This window comes from Candidatus Binatia bacterium (assembly GCA_029243485.1).
Taxonomy (GTDB): domain Bacteria; phylum Desulfobacterota; class Binatia; order UBA12015; family UBA12015; genus VGTG01.
This window is the reverse complement of sequence record JAQWRY010000047.1, coordinates 1-24283: the sequence shown is the minus strand read 5'-3', so window position 1 is coordinate 24283 and position 24283 is coordinate 1. Positions and strand designations below refer to the sequence as shown.

21 protein-coding genes and 1 pseudogene are annotated in these 24283 nt (G+C 65.4%); 7 read left to right on the top strand and 15 right to left on the bottom strand.

Going from position 1 to position 24283, the window contains the following annotated elements:
* Nucleotides 1-188 precede the first annotated feature (188 nt).
* From P8R42_13065 to P8R42_13055, 3 genes are all read left to right on the top strand, one after another.
* Nucleotides 189-1673 (top strand): aldehyde dehydrogenase, encoded by a 1485-nt coding sequence (locus tag P8R42_13065; protein MDG2305546.1) that lies wholly within the window; start codon nt 189-191, stop codon nt 1671-1673.
* A gap of 17 nt (nt 1674-1690) precedes the next feature.
* Nucleotides 1691-2473: an iron-containing redox enzyme family protein gene (locus P8R42_13060; protein ID MDG2305545.1), complete on the top strand. Its 783-nt coding sequence runs from the start codon at nt 1691-1693 to the stop codon at nt 2471-2473.
* Between the two features lie 261 nt (nt 2474-2734).
* Nucleotides 2735-3811, top strand: a complete 1077-nt coding sequence (locus P8R42_13055) for a Zn-dependent alcohol dehydrogenase (GenBank protein MDG2305544.1) — start codon at nt 2735-2737, stop codon at nt 3809-3811.
* On the opposite strand, the gene P8R42_13050 is transcribed toward P8R42_13055, so the two are convergent.
* Entirely contained in the window at nt 3798-4277 is a 480-nt protein-coding gene (locus P8R42_13050; protein ID MDG2305543.1) for a VOC family protein, read from the bottom strand. The genes P8R42_13055 and P8R42_13050 overlap by 14 nt on opposite strands.
* On the opposite strand from P8R42_13050, the gene P8R42_13045 reads away from it, so the two are divergent.
* Nucleotides 4258-5667, top strand: a complete 1410-nt coding sequence (locus P8R42_13045) for an MFS transporter (protein ID MDG2305542.1) — start codon at nt 4258-4260, stop codon at nt 5665-5667. The genes P8R42_13050 and P8R42_13045 overlap by 20 nt on opposite strands.
* Nucleotides 5664-6842, top strand: a complete 1179-nt coding sequence (locus P8R42_13040; GenBank protein MDG2305541.1) for an epoxide hydrolase — start codon at nt 5664-5666, stop codon at nt 6840-6842. The genes P8R42_13045 and P8R42_13040 overlap by 4 nt, the downstream gene beginning before the upstream one ends.
* Before the next feature lie 62 nt (nt 6843-6904).
* On the opposite strand, the gene P8R42_13035 is transcribed toward P8R42_13040, so the two are convergent.
* The 13 genes and pseudogenes from P8R42_13035 to P8R42_12975 form a co-directional block, all read right to left on the bottom strand.
* Complete coding sequence (locus tag P8R42_13035) at nt 6905-7672, bottom strand: SDR family NAD(P)-dependent oxidoreductase (GenBank protein MDG2305540.1); 768 nt, start codon at nt 7670-7672, stop codon at nt 6905-6907.
* 21 nt (nt 7673-7693) lie between these two features.
* Complete coding sequence (locus tag P8R42_13030) at nt 7694-9031, bottom strand: amidohydrolase family protein (protein ID MDG2305539.1); 1338 nt, start codon at nt 9029-9031, stop codon at nt 7694-7696.
* Nucleotides 9032-9101: 70 nt separating this feature from the next.
* Complete coding sequence (locus P8R42_13025; GenBank protein ID MDG2305538.1) at nt 9102-10319, bottom strand: amidohydrolase family protein; 1218 nt, start codon at nt 10317-10319, stop codon at nt 9102-9104.
* 28 nt (nt 10320-10347) lie between these two features.
* Entirely contained in the window at nt 10348-11301 is a 954-nt protein-coding gene (locus tag P8R42_13020; GenBank protein MDG2305537.1) for a TIGR03564 family F420-dependent LLM class oxidoreductase, read from the bottom strand.
* A gap of 301 nt (nt 11302-11602) precedes the next feature.
* Complete coding sequence (locus P8R42_13015; protein MDG2305536.1) at nt 11603-13918, bottom strand: TonB-dependent receptor; 2316 nt, start codon at nt 13916-13918, stop codon at nt 11603-11605.
* 28 nt (nt 13919-13946) lie between these two features.
* Nucleotides 13947-14381, bottom strand: coding sequence for a nuclear transport factor 2 family protein (locus P8R42_13010; protein ID MDG2305535.1), 435 nt, complete (start codon nt 14379-14381; stop codon nt 13947-13949).
* Between the two features lie 31 nt (nt 14382-14412).
* Nucleotides 14413-15081: a TetR/AcrR family transcriptional regulator gene (locus P8R42_13005; protein MDG2305534.1), complete on the bottom strand. Its 669-nt coding sequence runs from the start codon at nt 15079-15081 to the stop codon at nt 14413-14415.
* 120 nt (nt 15082-15201) lie between these two features.
* Entirely contained in the window at nt 15202-15942 is a 741-nt protein-coding gene (locus P8R42_13000; protein MDG2305533.1) for a 3-oxoacyl-ACP reductase FabG, read from the bottom strand.
* 45 nt (nt 15943-15987) lie between these two features.
* Nucleotides 15988-16332: a hypothetical protein gene (locus P8R42_12995; GenBank protein MDG2305532.1), complete on the bottom strand. Its 345-nt coding sequence runs from the start codon at nt 16330-16332 to the stop codon at nt 15988-15990.
* Nucleotides 16329-17591: pseudogene (locus P8R42_12990) on the bottom strand (aromatic ring-hydroxylating dioxygenase subunit alpha). The gene P8R42_12995 and the pseudogene P8R42_12990 overlap by 4 nt, the downstream one beginning before the upstream one ends.
* An 11-nt stretch (nt 17592-17602) precedes the next feature.
* A complete protein-coding gene (locus tag P8R42_12985; protein MDG2305531.1) occupies nt 17603-18619 on the bottom strand; it encodes a ferredoxin--NADP reductase in 1017 nt (338 codons plus the stop codon).
* A 25-nt stretch (nt 18620-18644) separates the two neighbouring features.
* Nucleotides 18645-19598 carry an acyl-CoA dehydrogenase family protein gene (locus tag P8R42_12980; GenBank protein MDG2305530.1) on the bottom strand — a complete coding sequence of 318 codons (954 nt, stop codon included), beginning with the start codon at nt 19596-19598 and terminating at the stop codon, nt 18645-18647.
* A 20-nt stretch (nt 19599-19618) separates the two neighbouring features.
* On the bottom strand, nt 19619-20806 hold the full coding sequence (locus P8R42_12975) for an acyl-CoA dehydrogenase family protein (GenBank protein MDG2305529.1): 1188 nt from the start codon (nt 20804-20806) through the stop codon (nt 19619-19621).
* Between the two features lie 62 nt (nt 20807-20868).
* On the opposite strand from P8R42_12975, the gene P8R42_12970 reads away from it, so the two are divergent.
* A complete protein-coding gene (locus P8R42_12970) occupies nt 20869-22476 on the top strand; it encodes a FadD3 family acyl-CoA ligase (protein MDG2305528.1) in 1608 nt (535 codons plus the stop codon).
* Nucleotides 22473-23084 carry a carboxymuconolactone decarboxylase family protein gene (locus P8R42_12965; protein ID MDG2305527.1) on the top strand — a complete coding sequence of 204 codons (612 nt, stop codon included), beginning with the start codon at nt 22473-22475 and terminating at the stop codon, nt 23082-23084. Before P8R42_12970 ends, P8R42_12965 begins: the two co-directional genes overlap by 4 nt.
* A gap of 18 nt (nt 23085-23102) precedes the next feature.
* Here P8R42_12965 and P8R42_12960 read toward each other — a convergent pair whose 3' ends face one another.
* Nucleotides 23103-24227 (bottom strand): hypothetical protein, encoded by a 1125-nt coding sequence (locus P8R42_12960; GenBank protein MDG2305526.1) that lies wholly within the window; start codon nt 24225-24227, stop codon nt 23103-23105.
* Nucleotides 24228-24283: the final 56 nt, after the last annotated feature.

Sequence of the window (24283 nt, the reverse complement as noted above, 5' to 3'; positions counted from 1 at the left end):
GAGAACCACAACACATGCGATCGCTGCTCGTGAAATGCCTCGGAAACCTTCATCGTTCTCACCCGCCACGATCACTGCGTCCTCCATTCCAAGTTGACATGCGCGCGAAGGGTAGAATACGCTTCTCCCTTTTCGAGGGTCAACCTCTCATCGCGATTCACCGTTCTCACGGTGCAAAAGGAGAACCGATGCCCAGCGGCGCCGGCCAGGCATACCTTCGACATCCCGACCGTTTCTTCATCGGGGGACGGTGGGTCGAGCCGTCTTCCACCGCGCGCATCGACGTCCGCGACAGCGCGACCGAAGAGGTCTTCCTTTCCGTCGCAGAAGCGCAGGTCGATGACGTCGACCGCGCGGTCAGGGCGGCGCGCGAGGCATTCGACGATGGCCCGTGGCCGCGGATGACCCACGCAGAGCGCGCGGAGTGGCTGGAAAAGATCGCGACCGCGTGGGCGACGAAGGTCGATGCGTTCGCACAGACGTGGACACGCGAGTCCGGGGTTCTACACACCCTCGCCCAGCGCGCGGTCAAGCACGGTCCACCCAACACCTTCCGCGTCCACGCCGGGTTCGCGGAAACGTTCCCGTGGACCGAACCGCACGTCTCGCAGGACGGAAAGCGATCGCTCCTCGTACGGGAGCCCGTCGGCGTCGTCGGCGCAATCATTCCTTGGAATGCTCCGAACTCTCTGGTCGCGCAGAAGACGGCTGCCGCACTCATCTCCGGCTGCACAGTCATCGTGAAGGGCTCCCCGGAAGCGCCCTCCGCGCCCTACCTCCTCGCAGAGATTTGTGAGGAAATCGGTCTGCCCGACGGCGTCTACAACGTCCTCACCGCCGAGCGGGAGGTTTCGGAACGGCTGGTCACGAACCCCGGGGTCGACAAGATCAGCTTCACCGGATCGACGGCGGCCGGTCGCCGCATCGCGTCGATCTGCGGCGAGCGCATCGCCCGCTGCACGCTCGAACTGGGCGGCAAGTCGCCTGCAATCATTCTGGACGACTACGACCTCGACACCGCCGCGAAGTCGCTCGCACAGAGTGCCCTCATGATGAATGGCCAGGTCTGCTCCTCGCTCACCCGGCTCATCGTCAGCAAGGAGCGCCACGACGACTTCGTCGACGCCCTGGCCGCCCGGCTCGGCAGGATGAAGGTCGGGGATCCGTTCGACGAGTCTTCCCGGGTCGGCCCCCTTGCGATGGCGCGTCAACGCGACACCGTCGAGGGGTACATCGCCAAAGGGCGTGAGGAAGGCGTACGCATCGCAACCGGGGGTGCTCGCCCCGCGCACCTCGACCGCGGCTACTACGTCGAACCGACGGTATTCGCCGGCGCCGACAACGACTCGACGGTCGCGCGCGAAGAGATCTTCGGACCGGTGCTCACCGTCATTCCGGCGGAAAGCGAAGAGCACGCGATCGAGATCGCGAACGACACGAATTACGGACTCAATTCGTCCGTGTTCACGAACGACCCCGAGCGCGCGTACGCCGTCGGTCGGCGGATCCGCGCGGGAACCGTGGGGCACAACGCCTTCAAGACGGACTTCAGCATCTCGTTCGGCGGCTTCAAGCAGTCCGGCATTGGCCGCGAAGGCGGCACCGAGGGGCTGCACCCCTTCTTGGAAGCGAAGACGATGATCTTCGACGAGCCCGCCAAGGCGGAGTCCTGATCGAAACGGAGGCCAAGGTGAGCCAGAGAGAATTCAAAGACGTCCGCGGCGCCGGAGCAGAACACACCGGCGCCCTACCCGTCGACGAGTACATGGCGAGTCTGGGAGCACTCCAAGCCGAGGTCGCGACAGCCAAGAACGCGGTGTGGCCACGCGTCGCCGACGGCACGCTCTCGGAGGACCTCCTCAAGCGCTTCTGCAAGGAATACTACTTCCTCGGAAAGTGGTACACGTCCGAGTTCGCGTCGCTCGTCGCCAGCGCGCCGGACGTCGATGCGCTCACGCTGGGATCGAGCGAGCACTTTCTGCATTGGTCGCAGAACGTGGCCGACGAGCTCGGCTTCGCGGGCGACGCCAACCACGTCGACATGAAGGTCGAGTGGGCACGGATGCTCGGCATCTCGGACGACGATCTCATGAACTACCGCCCCATGCCGGAAACCATCGGCTCGGTCTTCACGAGCCTCTACTACATGCGTCGGAGCTACGAGGAGGGTCTCGCGGCGTTCGGCTGGGCCGGTGAGCGGTTCGCTGCGTCCACGAACTACGCGAAGATGATGTACGAGGGGATGCGGGAGCACTACGGCCTCGAAGTCGAGAACTTCAAGGTCCACGCCTACGCGGAAGAAGACCACGGGCGGCAGGCGGACTTCCTGCTTCGCCAGGTCGCGATCACGGCGGGGCAGCAGCGCCGCATCCGGCGCGCGATCGAGCACGTTCTCATTGGCCGGAACGCTCGCACCGAGGCGCTGAATCGGTGGCTGGACGAACCCGGCGCGCTCCGGCGCAGCGTGGCCTGACGGCGAGGCGCAGTCTCGGGCGAGGAGACGCATGGATTCCGGGACCCGCATCTACTCCTGCGACGATCACCTCGACATGGCGGCGGTGCCGACTCGTGTATGTGGGCGTCAGACTACCCGCATACGGACAGCACGTTCCCGAACTCTCTGCGGGCCATCGAGGAGGCCCTGGGCGCTCTACCGGAGGCGGACCGCAGGAAAATCACGGCCAGCAACTGCGCGCGGCTCTACGGCTTCGCCTAGGAAGATGGAGGAGACACGGTGAAAGCCGCAGTACTCAACGAACCGGATCAGCCCCTCGACATCACGAACATCCAGATCGACAAGCCGGGCCCCCGCGAGGTCTTGCTCCGCACCGTGGCGTCGGGCGTGTGTCACAGTGACTTGCACCTCATCCGGCGTCGACGCGGGCCCATCGTCCCCGGGCACGAACCCGCGGGCATCGTCGAGCAGGTGGGTGATGACGTCACGTACGTAAAGCCCGGTGATCGGGTCATCGCGTGCCTCTCGATCTTCTGCGGGATCTGCGACTTTTGCACGAGTGGCCGAACGCACCTCTGCGGCGGCCTCATGTTCGATCGACAGGATGGAGAACCGTCGCGACTCTCTCTCGACGGGACGCCGGTGGCGCAGATGGCGCAGCTCTCGTCCTTCGCCGAGCAGATGCTCGTGCCGGAGAACTCGCTCGTGAAGATCCGCGAAGAGATGCCTCTCGACTGCGCGGCCCTCATCGGCTGCGGCGTGACGACCGGACTCGGGGCGGCACTCTACCGAGCACGTATCGAAGCAGGCTCCACGTGCGCCGTCGTGGGTTGCGGCGGCGTCGGTCTCAGCATCATCCAAGGGTGCCGTATCGCCGGCGCCACGCGGATCATCGCGATCGACACACAGGAGTGGAAGCTCGATCTCGCCAAGAAGATTGGCGCGACCGATGGCGTAAACGCCTCGGAAGGCAAGGCCGCGAAGCAGGTGAAAGAACTCACGGGCGGGGGCGTGGATTACAGCTTCGAAGCGGTCGGTACGAACGCTACCGCCCGCCAGGCGTACGACATGGCCAAGCGGGGAGGAACAGCGGTCCTCGTCGGTGTCATCACCGAGCGCGAGCCTCTCGCCCTCCCCGGCTTCGACGTCGTCATGAACGAAAAACAGCTCATCGGCTCCACGATGGGCTCCGTTGGATTCCGCATCGCCATGCCGCGATTCGTGGATCTCTACCTGAACGGGCAGCTCCTGCTCGACGAGATCATTTCAGCGCGCCGTCCCCTCGAGGAGATCAACGTCTGCTTCGACGAGATGCGCGAGGGTTCCGCCGCCCGCAACGTGATCATGTTCGAGTGACGCCACCACCACCGGGAAGAGAATCAGGATCACCCGACTTCTCCAGAAGCTCGAGCCGCACGCCGTCGGGGTCGAGAGCCATGATTACGCGCGTGGGCCCCGGGAGATCGAGGCGGGTCCCGGCGAGCAGGCTCCCGCCGGCGGCTTCGATCTTGGCGCACGCGTCATCGAGGTCGTCCACGCGGAACGCCACGTGGGTGAGGCCAAGCTGGTTCATCGGCCTCGCCTCCCTGGAGCCGACCGGCTCCGGCACGATGAACTCGATCAGCTCGAGGCGCCATCCATCTCGCTCCAGGTAGATCGTGCGCACGTCCACGTCGGACATCCCGTTCAACGTGGCGGTGGGCTCGCCCTTCAGATCGAGGCGCCCGACCTCCTGGCACCCGAGCACGTCGCGATAGAAGAGCAGCGAGCGCTCGAGGTCCGAAACGCAGATTCCCATGTGCGTGAGTCGTCGAATCGCCATGGGCCGACGCTACCACGTGTGCGGCGGGCATCTCGACGACCCGGCCCGTTCGCTTTCCTCGTGCGCCGTTTTCCGCAACGGTCGCGGTGAGCCCGTGTCCTTGAACCGCAACGAAGCCGCAGCCGCGCCCACGACCTCCTCCGCGGGGCGCCGCGTGCTCCTGATCCTGTGGATCGTCTACGTCTTCAACTTCGTCGACCGGAACATCCTCTCCATCCTCCTCGAGCCGATCAAGCAGGAACTCGGAGTGAGCGACACGGCGATGGGCTTTCTCACCGGGTTCGCATTCGCGGTGTTCTATACGGTCGCCGGAATCCCGATCGCACGACTCGCGGACCGCAGATCGCGACGCGTCGTGATGTCCATCGGCGTCGCGTTCTGGAGTCTCGCCACCGCGGCGTCCGGATTCGTGCAGAGCTTCAGCCAGCTCGCGCTCGCCCGCATCGCGGTCGGCGTCGGCGAAGCCTCGGCCACGCCGGCTGCGCACTCTCTCATCTCCGATTACTTTCCACCCGAGCAACGGACCCGCGCGATCGCCATCTACAACACGGGGGCGAACGGCGGGATCCTCGTCGGACTCGTGCTCGGCGGATGGCTCCAGCAGACGTTTGGCTGGCGGGTGGCCTTTCTCGTCGTCGGGTTGCCGGGGTTGTTGGTGGCCTTGCTGGTTGCCGCCTTCATCACCGAGCCGCCGCGCGGCCTCTCGGAGGGACGCGACGCAGCCGAGGAGGCCCCGAGTCTCGGCGAGAGCCTTCGCTTGCTCGGTGGCCTCCGAACCTACATCCACATCGCGATCGCGGCCGGCCTCTACGCCATGCCCAACTACGGGACCATCGCATGGATGCCGACGTTCCTCATCCGCGTCTTCGGTGTCGGGTACGCGGAGATCGGTCTCACCCTCGGCATGGTTCTCGGGTTCGTGGGCGCGGCCGGAACCTACCTCGCCGGAACTCTCTGCGACCGACTTCTGCGGCGGGACGTCCGCTGGCTCGTCTGGATCCCGGCAATCGGCAGCGCGGTGAGCGTCCCGTTCATCGCGGTGACGCTCCTCGCACCCAGCTTCGCGTTCGGCATGCCCTTCTACGCCGCCTCGGTCTTCTTCGGCGCGAGTTTCGCAGCGCCCACGTACGCGCTCGTGCAAGCCCTCGCCCCCCTCCGCATGCGCGCGACGGCGTCCGCCGTACTCCTCTTTGCGTTGAACCTGATCGGCCTGGGCCTCGGGCCCACGGTGGTCGGCATCCTCAACGACGCGCTCGCTCCGCGCTTCGGCGACGAGGCGATTCGCTACTCCCTGTTGTTCGTGTCGCTGTTGAACATCTGGGGCATGGTGCATTCTCTGATCGCTGCGCGCAGCGTTCGCGCCGACATCGAAGGAGCGGCAGCCCAATGACGAAACCGATCGACCCCTTCGAGGTCCGCGTCGACGACGCCGTGCTCGACGACCTACGCGCGCGCCTCCGCAACACACGCTGGCCCGCGGCGCTCGAAGATCCCACCTGGGCGTACGGCATCGAGCAGACGTACCTCCGCGACTTGGCGCAGCATTGGCTCGACGCGTACGACTGGCGCACGCACGAAGCGCGCCTCAACTCGTGGCCTCAGTACCGCACGGAGATCGACGGGCAGAACATCCACTTCTACCACGTGCCGTCCGTCGTCCCGGACGCGACGCCCTTGATCCTCACGCACGGATGGCCGGGGTCAGTCGTGGAGTTTCTGAATCTGATCGGCCCCCTGACCGACCCCGCCGCGCACGGCGGGGACCCGCGGGACGCGTTTCACGTCGTCGTCCCCTCTCTGCCCGGCTACGCCTTCTCTCAGCCCAACGACGCAAAGGGCTGGGAACCGAAGCGCACCGGCCGCGCCTGGGCCGAGCTGATGGCCCGACTCGGCTACGACCACTACGGCGCACAGGGCGGTGACTGGGGTTGGTTCGTGAGCCACTGGCTCGCGCGCGAGGATCCGGATCACTGCTTCGCGATTCATCTCAACCTGCTGTTCGCCATGCCGCCCTCGAAAGAAGCCGTCGCGAAGCTCAGCGAGCTGCCCGCTTCGGAACGCGAGAAGTGGGAGCGCTTCCAAGCCTACAGCGGCGGGGAGTCGGGGTACGCGAACATCCAGTCCACGAAGCCGGAGACACTCGGACTCGGACTCGCGGATTCGCCCGTAGCCCAACTCGGCTGGATCGCCGAGAAGTTCCGCAGCTGGACCGACTGCGACGGCAGCATCGAGAACGTCGTCTCCCGCGACGACCTGCTCACGAACGTCATGATCTACTGGATCACCAATACGGGCGCGTCGTCGGCCCGGTTCTACTACGAGGCGATGCGCTCCGGTGCTCTCGCACCGCAGCCGCGTCTCGAGACACCGGTCGGACACGCGTGCTTCCCCAAGGAGATCCTGGCGGCGCCGCGCCCCTGGTGCGAAACCGCGTTCAACGTCGTCCACTGGACCGACATGCCACGGGGCGGCCACTTCCCGGCGTTGGAGCAGCCGGAGCTCCTGCTCAACGACATCCGTACGTTCTTCCGTCGCTTTCGCACACCCGCCCCTACTGCCACCTGAGTGTCGAGCCGCGTCGCCGGACAGCGTCCGCCAGAACATCGAAACGGCTACACCGACCGGAGTTACCGCGGCTGGAACCTCTGCCCGGCGTCCAGGCGAATCGTCGAGCCATTCAGCATGGGCGTCTCGATGATCGCGCGGGCGAGACGGGCGTATTCGTCCGGCTTCCCCATTCGCTTGGGGAAGGCCGCGCCTGCGGTGAGCCCCGCTGCCATTTCCTCCGGGACCATCGCCGTGAGGCCGGTCAGAAAGAGACTCGGGGCGATCGCCATGCAGCGGATACCGAGGCCACCGAGATCGCGCGCCACGGTGAGCGACATGCCGGCGACGCCCGCCTTCGCGGCCGTGTACGCAACCTGACCGATCTGACCTTCGAACGCCGCGATCGACGCCGTATTGATGATGACGCCGCGCTCGCCGTCCTCGTTCGGCTCGTTGCGGCTCATGCGATCCGCCTGCAGCCGCACCAGGTTGAACGTCCCGATCAGGTTCAAATCGATCACCTTGCGGAAGTCGTCGAGCGGGTGCGGCCCACTCTTCGTCAATGTGCGCTTGGCGATGCCGCCACCCGCCACGTTCACGCCGATCTCGAGCCCCCCGAACTTCTCGACCACCTGATCGATCGCCGCCTCGGTCGCGTTCTCGTCGGTGATGTCAACCGGAAGGAACACAGTGTCTCCGCCGATCTCCCCGGCGACCTCTTCTCCCTTCGACGTCGGCAAATCGAAGATCGCTACGCGCGCGCCACCCGCCTTCAGGTCCTCGGCCGTGGCCCGGGCCATGCCCGAAGCGCCACCCACCACGATCGCTCGTGCTCCTTCAACTCTCATTTCTGTCTCCTTGAATCTAAATCAGTCGTCGGCGAATGGCGTCGCGAACGCACCTGCCATCTGGTTGATGATGTCGCCGACCGTCGCGTAGCCGTGCTCGTAGTCGGAAGGCGCCTTGCCACCCTTCCCTCCGATCGGCGTCAGATCAACGTCCTTCGCCCGGGCTCGGAGCGCACCTACCGTGCACTGCTCACGCGGAATGTGTCGGAACGGGTCGTATTGAAAATGGCGCATCGCGTTCCCATGGGTGATCTTGTCGATGTCCTGGTCAGGCAGCCCCTCGACTAACTTCCACAGTTTCTCGGGCGACTGGGGCCATGTGGTGTCGGAATGCGGGTAGTCGCACTCCCACGTCATCGTGTCGATGCCGATCCGGTCGCGCGTCGCAATGCCCGCCGCGTCGTCGATGAAGCACGTGATGACGTGCTCGCGGAAGACATCGCTCGGCTTCTTGCCTCCGGCGAAGGTGTGGTGCGTCCACGGATTGTGATGCTCGTGCACGTAGTCCATGCGCTCGAGGCAGTACGCGATCCAGCCGGTACCCCCTTCGGACAGTGCAACCTGTAGGCCCGGAAAGTTCCGGAACGCTCGGCTGTACACGAGCTCGACCGCACAATTGTAGAGCGTGATCGGGGTGCTCGAGATCATGACTTCGATCGGGGCAATCGTGTCCTGCAGGCTCATGCCTGTGCCCGAGCCGATGTGAATGCACACGACGGTCCCTTCGTCCTGACACGCCTTCCAGAACGGATCCCAGTGCTCGCTGTGGATCGAGGGGTACCCATGGCCCGTGGGCACGTCCGGGAACGTCATCGCGTGACATCCCTTTTTCGCGACGCGACGCACTTCGTCGGCCATCAGCTCCGGATCCCACATTGTCGGGAGCGCAAGGGGAATGAACCGTCCGGGATATTTGGCGCACCACTCGTCGATGTGCCAGTCGTTGTACGCTTGCAGCATCACCCGCGCGAGCTCGTGTTCGTTCTTGTCCCTCACTCGCCTCGCAAACAGCTCCCCGCAAAAGCCCGGGACCGACGGGAAGCAGAGCGAGCCCAGCACCCCGTTCGCGTTCATGTCGCCGATGCGCGCATCGATGTCGAAGCAGCCCTTCCGAAGTTGGGCGAGTGCCGTCGGCTCCATGCCGTATTCCTCGGGTGGGCGTCCGGCGACCGCGTTCAGTCCGACGTTGGGGATCTGATCCCCGTCGAAGACCCAGACGTCGGCCCCGTCCGCCTTGCGCTGCATCCGCGGCGCCCGGTCCTTCCATTCCTCGGGCACGTGATTCTCGAACATGTCCGGTGGCTCGCAGACGTGATCATCAACACTAACGAGGATCATGTCTTCCATTTTCATGCCCATTTCGTTCCTCCGTTCTGGACGCGCGGCGCAGATGCATGTCCGTCGTTCGTCCTCGATGCGTGCAACAGGCTCACGCGTAGACCTTGCCGTCCTTCATCACGAACTTGACGGCCTGCGTGACCGTGATGTCGGTGAGAGGATCGCCAGGCACGCCGATGATGTCGGCAAGCTTGCCCTCGGCGATACGCCCCAGCTCCGGAGCGTCGATGAGTTCCGCGGCGACCGTGGTCGCCGCGCGGATCGCCTGGATCGGAGTCATGCCGCGCTTCACCAGCACCACGACCTCCTCCGCGTTCCGCCCGTGCCAGATCGCTGGCGCGTCGCTCCCGCACGCGATCTTGACGCCGGCCGCGATTGCCTTCGAGAGCGACTCCTTCGCTCGCGGAAAGACCTCGGCCGCCTTCGCCTGGAGCGCGGGAGGATGCTGGGTGACGTCCCAGTTCTCGGTCAGAGCATTGGTGCTCACGAGAAACGTACCCGTGTCGACCATCCGCTGAATCGTCTCGTCGCCGATCATGAAGCCGTGCTCGATGCAGTCGATGCCGGCATCGAGAGCCGCGCCGACGGCAGTGTCGCCGTGGCAGTGGGTCGCCACCTTGAGACCGCGGCGATGTGCCTCGTCGGCGATGGCCGCAAGCTCTTCGGCCGAATACTGCTGCGCTCCCGGCGGGCCCGTCGCCGTCATCACCCCGCCCGACGCGCAGCACTTGATGAGCTTTGCGCCGTGCTTGATCTGGTAACGAACCGCGCGCCGCACCTGATCGATGCCGTCGGCGATGCCCTCCTCGACCGAGAGCGGCATGATGTGCGGCGCCACACCCGACTGCGCGCTCGGATCGAGGTGCCCGCCGGTCGGCACGATCGCGTGGCCTGCCGGCACGATGCGAGGCCCGTCGACCCAACCGGCATCGATGGCCTCCGAGAGTGCGACGTCGATCAGATACCCCCCACTCTTCACGAACAACCCGAGGTTCCGGACCGTGGTAAAGCCCGCCCGTAGCGTCCGGCGGCCGTTGGCGACCGCACGCAGGGCCATCTTGATCGGATCGACGCGCACCGGATCCGAAAGCCCGGCGCCCGGGCCGCCCAAGACCAGATCGACCTCCATGTCCATCAGCCCCGGAAGAAGAGTCAGGTCGGGTAGCTCGATCACCTCGTTCGCGTTGCCGGCCACGCTCGCATCAGCCGTTACCGCCGTGATGCGGTTTCCTTCCACGCGGACGTAGCCCGACTCGAGGACGGCGCCACTGTCGACGTCGAGGACGCCAGCGGCGTGAAGCACGGTGATCTTGGGCTCAGACATGCCTGATCCTTCTTCAGAACGCTCCGCCGAGAGACGCGAGATACTGGCGCGTACGCCCGACGGAGGCGATGAGTTCTTCCCGGCCACTCCCGATCGGCACGACCCGAATGGAGATGTCGGTCACGCCGGCGTCGGCGAACGAGCCGAGCCGTTTCTCGATGCTCGCCTCACTCCCGGCCGCGAGAATGTCGCCCACCTGACGGGCGTCTCCGCGTTCGAGCAGCTTTTGGTAGTTCGGCGACACCTCGGCCTCGGAGAGGATACGATTCGTGCGCTCGACCGCGGCATCGACCTCGCTGTCGGCGCACACGCACATCGGGATGCCCGCCACGATGCGCGGCGCGGGCCGGCCTGCCGCCTCGGCCGCTTTGCCGATCGAAGGCGCCACGTGATCTCCGATCGCCCGTTCGTCGGCCATCCAAAGAATCGTTCCGTCCGCGCGCTCGCCGGCGAGCCGCAGCATCCTGGGAGCGAGTGCCGCGATCAGTACCGGCGTCGGTCCGACGTCGGTGACGTCGAGGGGTTGGTCGATCTTGAAGAAGTCGTTCTCGACCTTCACCGTGGTCGGGCCCGCAAGCGCCTGGTCCAGCACGTCGAGGTACGCACGAAGGCGCGCAACCGGCCGGTCGTACGTGAGTCCGAGCATGTCTTCGATGATCCAGTGGTGAGAAACACCGAGGCCCAACGCGAGACGGCCCTCACAGATGGCCTGGACCGAAAGAGCCTGATGCGCCAGCGCCACCGGATGACGGGGTTGCACGGGCACGACCGCCGTACCGATCTCGATGCGGGACGTCGCGGCACCCGCCACGGCCACAGCGGTCAGCGCGTCGAAGTCGTCGGGGATCTGCGGAATCCACGCCGAGGAGAGACCCGCCTCCTCGGCCCACTGGGCGTCGGCCCGGAGACGCTCGACCTTCCTCGCGTAGCGGCCCCGCTCCGGACCCATCATGACCCCGACTCGCATCGAGAACCCCCTTCAGAACCCTGCGAGAATGCACTTCTTTTGAAACGATAATGACACTTTCACCAAGAGGGCTAGCACGTTTTGGCGAGCCCCTCCAAACGAGGTTCCCCTAGGAGCAGGTCGAACGTCACCTTCTCGAGCCTGCCCGTGAAGGGGAACGGCGCTTCCTAGCGCGGGCTGACAAACGTGCGCGGCCGCCGTCGTGCGGCCGTCCTCCCGGGCCGGTGACGCAACCGAGCAGAGCGGCCTGCAAGAACGGGGCGCAACCAGAAGGCGGCTCGCTCTTGCAGACCGGCTCATGTCAGAACCTGTATCGGAGCTCCCCGCCGTACGTTCGGGGTGCCCCATAGAATCGCGTCAAGAATCCGAAGATCGGCACGAGGGCGTTCGTATTGATGAAGTACTCCTCGTCCGTGAGGTTCTTGCCCCATAGCGCGACCAGCGCGCGGCCATCGAGGAACTCGTACGAGAGCCGCGCGTCGAGGAGGCCGAACCCACCCTGCGTGGCCTCCGGAAGCTCCGGACCGGCGTAACTCACACTGCTGCGATAGGCCCAAGACACCCGCGGCGTGACGGCCCCTTCGAGCCACGCGGGCCCGGGCGACGTCAGCGGAATCGCGTACTGCGCAGAAAGGTAGGCCTGGTACTCCGGCACGTTGTTGAAGTGCTCACCCTCGCGGTTGATCGGCTGGCTATCCGCCGAATTCACGCCGGTGAACTCGTCGTAGGTCGCATCGAGAACGCCTCCCGTTGCCCGCAGCAGAAGCCCGTCGATCGGGATCGCAGTGAGCTCGGCCTCGATCCCCTTCGTGGTCGCCTTCGCCGCGTTCAGCGTCACCCGATTGACGATCAGCGGATCGACCGGGTCGGCCACGAACGTCGTCACCTGGAGGTCGTCGTACTTGCCGTAGAACGGCGACACATTCAGGACCAAACGCTGATCGAACATGATGGTCTTGAGTCCGATCTCGAACGAATCGAGAAACTCCGGCTGGAACTCCTCGCTCGCCCCGGAGAGCGTCGCGTTGAACCCACCGCCCTTGAAGCCGCGGCTGTACGTGAAGTAGCCCATCAGGTGATCGATGGGCGTATCGTCGATCCAGTCGTCGGGCAGCGTGGCCGCGATGCTCCCCATCGGCGTCCACGCATCGAACGTCGTGCCGTTCTTGTCGTCCACCGTGTACTCGATCTGGTGGCCGGAATCGTCGAGGAAGTCGAAGCCGACCTTGTGAACGTTCTTTTCGTCCTGCGTGTAGCGAATGCCACCCGTGAGACTCAGCCAGTCCGTCACGTCGACGGAAGCCTGTCCGAAGAGCGCCCAGGTAAAGTTGTCGGTCGACGTATCGTTGCCGGAGATGTTGCTCGGGAAGGGCGACGGCAGCTCCGAAGTCGTCGACGTGTGGTCGTCGGCCCACTCCCAGAACAGGAACGCGCCGGTCACGACGTTGATGCGCTCGTCCCAAGCCGATCCGTTGACCTGAAACTCCTGTTGAATCTGGCGCTGAAAATTCGGCTCGCCGTTCTGGGGGCTGCCTCCCATGTGCGCGAAGGACACGCGCGGAACGAGGGTCTGATCCAGGTCGTCCCCAATGCGTGGGATCTGCTCCCGCCAGGACGTGATCGATTTTACGAGGAGGTCGTCCAGCACACCCACCGGCCCGACATCGTACTGAATATTGCCCCACGCACCGTAGCTCTCGACGTCCGCGAGACCCGGGAAATCCGCGGTCATCTCGCGCGGCGTGGTCTCTCCACACGCCTTCTGCAGGTTCTCGCCAGCAAGGGGAGACGGCCGGATGACAAGACACTCTCCAGCGAGACCGTTGCTGTGGTTCTTGGCCCACGACCCACTGACGTCGACCGTCAGGTTCTCGATCGGCTGATAGCGCAGCGAACCCAGGAACGTCAGCGAACCCGAGTTGGAGGCATCGCGATTGAGATACGTGTTCGTGGCGTAGCCCGTGTCGTACGTGGATCCGAACGCGACTCGCATAGCCAACTGGTCCTCGATGATGGGAATGTTCAGGGTCGCCCGCGTGTTCGCCGTACTGAGATTACCCGCCCACACCGCGGCCGTGCCTTCGAACTCGTTCATCTGCGGCTTGATGGTCGTGATGTTGATGGCGCCGCCGATCGTGTTCTTGCCGAACAGCGTCCCCTGCGGGCCACGCAGAACTTCGATCTGCTGGATGTCGACGATGTTGACAATCGTGCCGAAGGCGCGAGGTAGGAACACCCCGTCGACGTAGACGCCGACGCCGGGGTCGAACGCGATCTCCGTCGAGCTCGTACCGACGCCACGGATGAAGATGGCGGCCTCCGCGTCGTTACGCCCGGTGATCATCGTGAGGTTCGGGACCAACTGCGTCACATCGTCGATGCGGAACGCCCCGATCTCGTCCATCGTGTACTCGCTGATCGCCGTGACCGAGATCGGCGTATCTTCGATGAATTCCGTACGCTTTCGCGCTTGAACGACGATCTCCTCGATCTTCGAGAGACTACGGCCCTTGTCCGGCAACTCCTCTCCTCCGGGAGGTAGATCCTGTGCGGGTGCGAGGTCCGCAAATACCAGCCCTGCGCCGAGTACGGCCAACAAGATGGTGTGTCGAAACATGAGCTCCCCCTAGGTCGTGTCGAAGTCGTCAACCCGCTTCGTCTGAGAGCGGATCGTGCTGCCTCCCCGAATCGAAACTGCCGCTCTTGCGCATGAACGTCGTGGCGCGCCGCCGAATGCGCCATCCATCCGTCGTTCGAACGTACTCATCCTTGTACCAACCGAGGCGCATGTCGTGGGTGCGCTGGTCGATGAAGACGAAGTGCTGCATGCCCGTCGCTCGATCGCCATCGAACTCGACGACGGGCATGTTGCCGATGAACTGACCGCGCGGCGCCGCGGCGAGCAATTCCGGGAAGCGCTCGAGTGTGTACGGCGTGCCGAAGGCGTTGTACTCCACGTCTTCCGTGAACACGTCGAGCCAGCGATCCTGAACGAACTGGCTCGTGTACGCCATGTACCGGGCGCACAACGCATGCAGCTCGACCAGGTCCGCATCCTGCTGGTGCGTCTCGTTCGCCATTCGCTCTCCCACTCCCCGACTGTCGCAGGCGTCAGCCAGAGAGGCCGCGCAGACAAAACTGCCAGGCCTCGTCGGCCGTGATCCGGTCTCCTGGACTTCGAACGAGGCGATTCGAGAGCCAACCGCACATCACCGTTTGCTGGACGAGCGTGGCCGCGCGCCGCGCATCTGCCACCTTGATGGCCTTCGCGGCGACTGCAGCCTCGATGAGCTCAACCAGCATCCGGAAGATCGGCGCCATCGCCTCTCGAACTCTCTCCGGGTCCTTGCCCGCGAATTGCAGCGCGAACTCCGAGGTGGGAACGCGATTGTGCTTCCCCCGCTTCCTCGGGGACTCGACGGGATCACACCACTCATGAAGACGGATCGTGAAGGCGCGTAGCCGCTCGACCGGCTCGTCCTTCGGCTTGAGTGCCTTTTCGATGTCCGTCACCGCCTCGCGCATGCTCTCTTCGAAGAGCGCGAGCAGCAGCTCGTCCTTCCCATCGAAGTACTGATAGAATCCGCGCAGCGATTGTTTCGAGCGGTCGATGACCTCCTGGATCGTAAAGTCGCTCGTGCCCTTCTCGTCCATCAGCTCGAACGCCGCGTCCATGTACTTCTGGACACGCTGCTCGGCGCGCGAACGAGCAGCGCTCAGGCCGCGAACGACGGCGCGCTGACGCCAAGCAGGTTGGGGATCGCCTTCCGAGCGCTTCATCTCCACCACCTACTGCGGTGTCGGATCCGATGGCCGTTCATCGCGAGCAATATGGACCATTCGGGTCGGGATCGCAAGCCAATTCTCCCCTCGAGAGAATCAGATTTCCGCCCTCTGCGATCAGACGAGATAGCGCCCACCGTTCACGCTCAAGGTCTGGCCCGTCACGTAGCCGGCGGCTTCCGACGCGAGGTAGGCGCACGCGGTGGCGATGTCCTCGGGCTGCCCTGCGCGCTTCATCGGTGCGACCGCAGCCGCGGCGTCGACGTCGACCGGCGAACTACGCAACATCGGCGTGTCGACGAAGCCGGGCGGGATGTTGTTCACCGTGATGCCGGTCGCGGCGTACTCCATCGCGAGGGCCTTCGTGAAGCCGATCACACCACCCTTCGAGGCGGCGTAGTGGCCCATGGCCGGCGCGCCGGTCTGGGCGGAGGAGGAGGAGATGTTGATGACGCGCCCCCAGCCGGCGTCGAGCATGTCGCCGATGACCGCCTGCGTGCACAAGAACGGCCCCTTCAAGTTGATCCGCATCATGCGGTCCCACGCCTCCTCGTCAATGTTCCGGAAGCCGCAAAACGCGGTGATCCCGGCGTTGTTCACGAGGATCGTCACCGGACCAAGTTCGGAGCGCGTGCGTGCCACCGACTCGGCGATCTGCGTCGCATCGGCCGCGTCACCGACGCAGGCGAGTGCACGCCCCCCCGCCTTCTCGATCGCCGCGACCGTCTCGCCGGCACCGTCGGGGTTCAGATCCCACACGGCTACACCGGCACCATCCCTCGCCAGTTGCAGGCTGCACGCCCTGCCAATGCCGCTTCCGCCGCCGGTCACGACGGCCACCTTCCCGTTCAGAGACATCGCTCGCTCCTTCCATCCATGTTTGTTCCGTACATTCGATCCAGTTCAGTCAGCGGGGTCCACGACTCGGTCGATTCGCGCCGGCCCACAATGAAGGACGTCGGGTTGCCGCCAGACCTCGACCGCGAACGACACCAGCAGTAGCGAGTACACCAGCCGAAGCAGTCGGTCTGCATCGGCGGGCATCTCCTCGAGCGGAAACGCGTCGCAATGGGCGATCGCCTGCTCGACCCGAGGAAGGAACGCATCGTAGAACTTCTGCATCTCCTCCATGGAACTGCGCTGCCGCTGTCGCCAGCGCTCGGGCTCCGTTGCCAGGCACCAGGTGCCGGCATAAGGCTCGAGTGCAGCGAACTGCGGCGGAAGGAGCGTTTCGGCCAGTGGCTTCATCGCTCCGCCCGCTCGCGCTGGTACGCTTCGACCCAGCTGCCGACCGTCTTGTGGAAGTGCCGAACCAGGATCTCCTGGTCACTGAGCGGGAACTCGCTGCACGCACCCGACTCGAGTCCCATCTGCGTTCCGTCGAGGGTTCCAGCGTCCTGGAGCGCGTACTCCTTGAGCAGCACGGCCGCATACTCCTGCGCGACGCGCGCGCGCGCACTGCGAGCGGGAACGAAGCACAGGTCTGCCTCGAACACGTGCGTGTCATGCGACGTCGGCCAGAAGCGGTAGGTGAGATACCAACCCCGCTCGTAGACGAGGATCTCCAAGTTCGGGAAGATCTGGAAGTTGTCGATACCCCAGCCGTCGACCCCTCCCGGGTTCACGCCGGGCAGGTCCGAGCCGAGGTCGGGTGCGTCCCACGGACCGGTGTTCCCACTGCGGCTCAGAACCTCGGTCGGATACAGATACTTCGCCGGCATCTCGTGTTTGTGGGCGCCGCTCGTACTCACCACGCGATGCGGGCCGTCGATCTGGTAGTACGCCGCCTCGAACTCGGCCTCGGGATTCTGCAACCGACCGGGCCCGAGTTGCTGCGTGTGCAACGGAGGCACGTGGTAGTACTCCTGGAACGCATCCATGAAGATCTTTCAGTTGCTGTCGTTCTCCGCTCGGAACGAATAGCGCTCGGTCATTCGGTCGAACGGGTAGCTCTCGAGGGCACCCACCATCGGCCCCAAAAACTCCTTCAGGGTCTGCCGCGGCGAGCGGTCCAAGTTCACGAAGATGAAACCGGCCCAGGTCTCGCAAGGCACGGCGACGAGTCCCAGCTCGGTCCTATCGAGGTCGAAGAACTGATCTTCTTGGTGGACGTAGTTGCACGTGCCGTCGAGGCCGTAGCGCCAGCCGTGGTAATTGCAGACGAACTGGCGAGCGACGCCACACGTCTCCTCGCGTGGCGTGCCCTGCCAAACCAGCTTGTTGCCGCGATGTCGGCAAACGTTGTGAAACGCGCGCACCTCACCCCCCGCCCCGCGCACGACCACGACGGAGGACTTGGCGATCGAGATCTCTTTCGTGAAGTAGCTGCCGCGCTTCGGCAACTGCTCGACGCGCCCCACGTTGAGCCACGCTCGCTTGAAGATCGCCTCGCGCTCGAGCCCGTAGAACTCTGGCGAGACCGAATCCTCGAACGACACGAAGCCCGTGCCGAGCTCGGGGTAGAGCTCCGTCCATTTCCCGTGTGCCGGCTTCTCGCGCTTGGCCACCGATCACTCCCTCAAGCGTCGTAGTCGACGACCACCTCGCGGCTCGACGGGACCGCCTGGCACGTCAGCACCCAGCCGTCGTCCACCTCGTCCGCAGAGAGGGCGTTGTTCATCCGCATCGTCGCAGTTCCCTTCTCGAGGTGGGCCATGCAGGTCGCGCAGTTCCCGGACAGGCACGACGAGGGGGGGCCAAGTCCTCCGCGGCGGGCGGCCTCGAGGATCGTGTCCCCAGATCGGTACGAGACCGTGCGCTCGCCGCCTTCGATCTTGATCGTGACCGATTCGGTGGCCGAGCCCTCGTCGAGGTCGTGTGTCTCGTCGGGCACGACGAAGCGCTCGATGAAGAGCTCGGTTCGCGCGATCCCCAGATCGTCGAGGCCTGCTTCGACGACCTCCATGTAGGGACCCGGACCGCAGACGTAGAAATCACGGCCCGTCCGCTCTCCGATGAGCGAGGCGCAGGCCGCAGCATCGAGGAACCCGCGCTCCGCGTCGAGGTGATGATGCACCGAGAGCCGCCCCTGGGACGATGCGCGGAGGCGCTCGAGTTCGTCTCGAAAGATGATGCTGTCTGCGTCGCGGTTGGCATACACGAGTGCGATCTCGCGCTTCGACGTGGCGAGAGCGCTCTTCACGATCGAGAGGATCGGCGTGATTCCACTCCCCCCCGCGAACGCGACGATCGGAGCCTCCGTCTCCCGCAGTACGAACAACCCCGCCGGACGCATCACGTCGAGCGTGTCGCCGGCGGCAAGCGAGTCGATCATCCAGTTCGACATCTTCCCGTCCGGAACGCGCTTCACCGTAGCCATGAAGCGCTCGTCGGTGTCCGGCGAGCTGGACATCGAGTAGCAGCGCACGACCTCCTCGCCGTCGATCGTGGCTCGAAACGTACAGAACTGCCCGGCGACGTATGCGAACGCTTCCTGGAGCGCGCTTGGAATCTCGAGGACGAACGACCTCGTGTCGGCGGTCTCCTCGATGACCTCGAGCACAGCGAGCGGTTGATAATCGCGGGCCTGGTTCATCGACCGAGTGTCCATCGCCGGGCCATTACAACTCGATGAGCCTCGGAACGCTTCGGGTTGCAAGCAGATGGCGACCAAACGCGAGGACGATGCCGTCCGCGGAACCGAAAAGACCTTCGAGCGCCATGGTGCGCTTGAGGTACCGGTGGAACGCGTGCTCCGTCGTGAAGCCGATCCCGGCGAGGACCTGCTGAGCGTGCTTCGCCACGGTACGCGCCGTCCGCCCCGCCACGGCCTTGGCGAGCGCCGCTGTTTCGGCCCCCGGCTCTTCCGATGCCACGGCAAGGCTCGCGTCGAGTGCTTCGACCGCGACCAGCGCGTCGGCGAGCCGGGTACGCACCGCCTGGAACCGAGCGATGGGATTGCCGAATTGCACTCGCTCCAAGGCGTGACTGCGCGCGAACTCGAGCATCTCCCGGCAGGCGCCGGCCGTCTGCTGCGCCACCGCCCGTCGGCCGAGCGCCAGGGCGGACTCCCATGCGGCGGGGTCGAGCGGGATCGCCGTGCCTACGTCCGCCTCGAGCGAGACGGTCCGGAGCTCTCCGTCGGGATCGATGCCGCGGACCGCGCGCACCTGCGTGGCCGCAATCGGGACGGTGGCGAGACACGGCGCCCCGTCCGTCCGACAAACCACCAGCATCTCCTGCGCCCCGTCCGCGCGTGCGGTGGCGACGCCGGCCGCCTGAACCCGTTCCCCCGTGCGGCGACCCGGCGGGTCGGAAGCACCAAACCCCGGGAGCAGCACGGCCAGGTCGGAGCGAGGCGTCTCACCGAGCGCCGAGACGACCACGTCGTCGAGCGCGGTCGCCGTCGCATCGGCGGTACCGAGCGCGCGGAAGACGATGTCGACAGCGTCGCTCGGCTCTGCGCGGAGCAGCTCGAGCCAGCCGAGCTCCGCGAGGGCCGCGTCGATCACGCCGCTCCCTTTCGCGCGTTCGCGCGCGCGGGTCAGGGCGGTGCGCACGCTGTCTTCGAGCATCGCTCGCTCCGCGGCAGCAATCACTGATCACTCCCGAGGTCGAGAAGGCGACGCGCAATGATCCCCCGCTGCACTTCGGCGGTCCCCCCGTAGATCGTGGCCGCGCGCGAGTACAGGTATTCGGTCCGCCACTCCTCGGCCGCCGCGCCGTCGTCCATCTCGAGCACACCGGGAAGGAGCCGGCGGGCAGCGTCGTACAACGCCTGCTCGACCGTCGACAAGAGCACCTTCTCGATCGACGTCTCGGCGCCCAGCGTCTCTCCGGCCGCGAGGCGGCGCTGGGTAGCGCGCGAGCGAGCGCGAAGCGCGTGGAGCTGCACGAAAACCTCGCCGACCACCTCGGCGGTACGATCGTCGTCGGGAGCGACGTCGAGCAGCTTCTGAAGCCGCGCATACAGGTACGCGATCCGCTGCCAGAAGCACGAGGAGCGCTCGTAGGGCAGGATGCTCATCGCGACGCCCCAACCGCCATTCAGAGGTCCGAGCATCCGGCCCGCGGGAACCGCGACGTCGTCGAAGAAGACCTCTGCGAACTCGTGCATGCCGTTGATCATCTCGAGCGGCCTCACGGTAATGCCCGGCGTATTCATATCGACGAAGAACGCGGTGATGCCCCGGTGGCGCGAGTCACCCGGGCCGGTCCGCGTGAGCAGAACGCATCGTTCCGAGTACTGCGCGAGACTCGTCCAGACCTTTTGGCCGTTGATCACCCAGCGCGAAGCCGTCTCCGCGTCGCCGTCCGGTGTCGCCCGGCAGCCGAGCGACGCGAGATCACTCCCACTGTTCGGCTCCGAGAAGCCCTGACACCACATCTCCGTGCCCGCGAGCAGCCGCGGCACGACCTCGGCCGCGAGCTCGGGGGACGCGAAGTCGATGAGGGTCGGCGCGAGCACCTCGACCAGGGAGAAGAGCCCCGGATTCACCAGGTCCCGCTCCGAGATGGCCGCGCCCAGCTCGGTTCGGAGCACCGGCGCGCCGCCCCACCCGCCCACCCGCTCCGGCCAGCCGAATCGCATCCAGCCCGCCTCGAACAGGATCGACTTTACGCGCTGCATCTGAGCGATCTGGTCGTCGAGCGTCGCCGGCGGCGCATACCGCGGTTCGAGCTCGTCGGCATGAGCGTCGAGCCAAGCGTGGAGTTGGCTTCGGTACTCCGCGATGCCCTCGACCTCGCGAGAATCGAGGATGCTCGAATTTGATAAAGGCATTCTCTTGTGATGTAACGCCATTCTCCGCACGGCACCAGCGAAAACGACGAGGCTTTGAAAAAATGAGAGGCGACCTGCTGTGGTCGACCATCCCCGAGATGGCCATCGACGCGGCGACCCGTTTCGGCGACGCCGAAGCCGTGGTCGACGGCCCGCGCCGCGTGAGCTTCATCGAGTTGGCCGGCGATTTCCGGCGAGTGACGGCCGCACTCGCCACCTCCGGAATCGAGCGCGGCGATCGCGTCGCGATCTGGGCACCCAACCGATACGAGTGGCTGGTCGCCGCTCTAGGCATCCTCGGTTCCGGCGCCGCCGTCGTGCCGGTGAACACACGCTTCAAGGGCAGCGAAGTCCGGCACGTCCTCGAGCGCAGTGGGGCTCGCGTCGTGTTCACGGCCGGCGAGTTCCTCGGAACGAACTACGCCGCGACGGTTTCCGAGCTCCGCCCTCTGCTCCCGAATCTCCGCATGGTGGTCGGCTTCGACGACGCCTCGGACGCCGACCACTCGTTCGACTCGTTCCGGCACCTCGGGGATGCGCTGAGCGATGACGGCGTCGATGCCCGCATTGGCAAAACGACGGCCAACGACATCTGCGACGTTCTGTTCACGTCCGGCACCACTGGCGCGCCCAAGGGCGTACTCATGACGCACGCGCAGACGCTTCGGCAGTTCTCCGACTGGTGCGACATGGCCGGCCTGGTGACCGGCGACCGCTACCTGATCGTGAATCCCTTCTTCCACATGTTCGGCTACAAAGCCGGCTGCCTCGCCTCACTCATGGCCGGCGCGACGATCCTGCCGAAGGCGGTGTTCGACGTGGACGACGTTCTCGAGACCGTCGCCACCGAGTCCGTGACGGTCCTCCCCGGGCCTCCGACGTTGTATCAGTCGTTCCTCGACCACAGCGAACGCGACCGCTTCGACCTACGCTCGCTTCGGGTCGCCGTCACCGGTGCCGCCGACATTCCCGTCGAGCTCATCCGCCGGATACGGGAAGAGTTGCCGTTCCGCACGATCATCACGGGCTACGGCTTGAGCGAAGCAGGCACCGTGAGCGGCACGTCGACCGACGACGATCCCGCGACCGTCGCCACGACCGTCGGACGCGCCCGCCCCGGCCTCGAAGTGACCATCGCGAACGACGCGGGCGAACCCCAACCAATGGGCGAGGCCGGTGAGGTGCTCGTTCGGGGCTACAGCGTGACGCGCGGCTACCTCGACGACCCCGAGGAAACGAAGCGTGCGGTCGACCCCGAGGGCTGGCTCCACACCGGCGATCTCGGCGTCCTCGACGAAGAGGGGAACCTGCGCATCGTCGGGCGGATCAAAGACATGTTCATCGTGGGCGGCTTCAACGCATATCCCGCCGAGATCGAGAACCTGTTGCTCGGCCACCCCGCCGTCGCGCGCGCGGCCGTCGTGGGCATGCCGGACGAACGACTCGGAGAGGTCGGCATGGCCTTCGTCGTCACCACGCCCGATTCCGATCTGAAGCCGGAGACTCTCATCGCGTGGGCGCGCGACGAGATGGCGAACTACAAAGTCCCCCGCGCGGTCGAGATCGTCGACGATCTTCCGACGAACGCGACCGGGAAGATCGAAAAAGAGATCCTGCGAGCCCGCGCCGCTGCGGCGGGCCGGCCCGACCGAGGCACGGAGGAACGATGAAGCCGAGATTGGAACCCCTTCCCGTGGAAGAGTGGAACGACGACGCGCGCGCCGCGCTTCGCGACGGCATGCCGGGTGCCGCCGACGTCTTTCTGTCCGAAAACCCAGACGCCCCCCGAATTCCGAACGTGCTCGCCACGCTGATGCACAATCCGGCCCTCACCGGGCCTTGGCTCCGCTACAACAGCGTGCTCCTGGGCGCGCCCACCCTCGACCCGCGACACCGCGAGCTCATGATCCTCCGCGTCGCCTGGCGCGCCCGCGCCAACTACGAGTGGTTGCAGCACGTCCGCGTCGGAAAGCCCCTCGGAATCACCGACGAAGAGATCGAGGCGATTTCCCGCGGTGAGCCCGCCCCGTCGTGGACGTCCTTCGAAACGGACCTCATGGCCGCGACCGATCAGCTGATGGACCACCACTGCATCGACGACAGCACCTGGGCTCGCCTGGCCGAAGAGCTGAAGCCGGCGCAACTCATGGAACTCGTATTCGTCGTCGGCAGCTACACGTGCCTCGCGATGGCGTTCAACAGCTTCGGCCTCGAACTCGACCCAGATCTCGATCCTGCCATGTCCCCGGTGATGCCGGTTCCCCTCGAAAGGAAGTGACGGCGCGGACTCCGCGTCCTACTTCGTCTGCTTCTTGGCCGGATCGGTCGGTACGTATTCCGGATCGTCCGGCGTTCGCATGCTGAATTGCCACTTGCAGCAGACGTCGCCGGGATCCTTGCGAGGCGGGATGGCGAGGATGTCGACCTTCATGTTCGGGTTGTACATCTTGGTCGTCACGATCATCGACTTCGGGCACGTCGAGTGGCAGTTCTTCTCCAAGATGTCGGGTCGCCCCATGGACTCCCATTGGTCGACGGCCACGCAGCGGTTGAACTGCATGGTGCCCACGTCGGGTTCGGGCATGTCGAAGGTGAGATCGAACGCCTTCCCCGGCAGAGCGGTCGCATCGAGTTGCAGATCCTTCATCCAGTCGGCGACGGTGTTGCCCGTGATGCCCAGGTAACTCTCCTTCAGCTTCTTCACGCCCGGCAGGACGGACTCGCCCCAGAGCGCCCACTGAATCGCGAACATCTCGTCGAGGCCGTAGCGAACGGTGATCTGGGTGGCCCACGCCTCGATGCACTGCAGCAAGTACTCGTGGCTTCCGAGGAACCATCGGACCAACTCGGGCTTGGAGCAATCGTTCGTACTCGGATCGGGCGTGAACAATCCCGTATACCGGACGCGCGTCGTCGGCCGCGCCCCTTCCGGGACGCCCAGGTTGGGATCGTTGTAGACCGTTCCGGGCGGCAGGAACTCCTTCGTCATCCGCTCGATCTCAGGGAACACCTGCGAGGTCCATGCCTCCCACTCGATCTCGGCCATCGTCTCGGCCCCGTATCGCTTCGCGACCTCGTCCGCCCAGCCGTCGACGCAGAGCACCATGTACGCCTCGCTCCACGGTAGGAACCTCGACGCCAGTGCCTCCTTCGAGAAGTCGGTGAAGCGAAGGTCCGCCTTGTACGGCCCGGCGTAGTCCGGAAGTTCGGCCCCCGAGTCGGTGTCGACGTCGTCGCGGATGTCCAGGTTCGTCTTCGGGTACGTGACGTCGTCGTCGACGCGAGGAAACTTGGGGTAGTTGTTCAGATCGACCCCGAGCTGACTGACGAACTCGTCCTCCACGACCTCTTCCTCGAGGTGGGCCCCCGGCTTGCGAATCTTCAGGAACTCGTCGAACTTCTCGTCATCCTTTTCGGACATGGTTCTCCTCCTCCGCGGGTCGCTGGGCGGTCCGACCGATACGCGATCGACGAGCT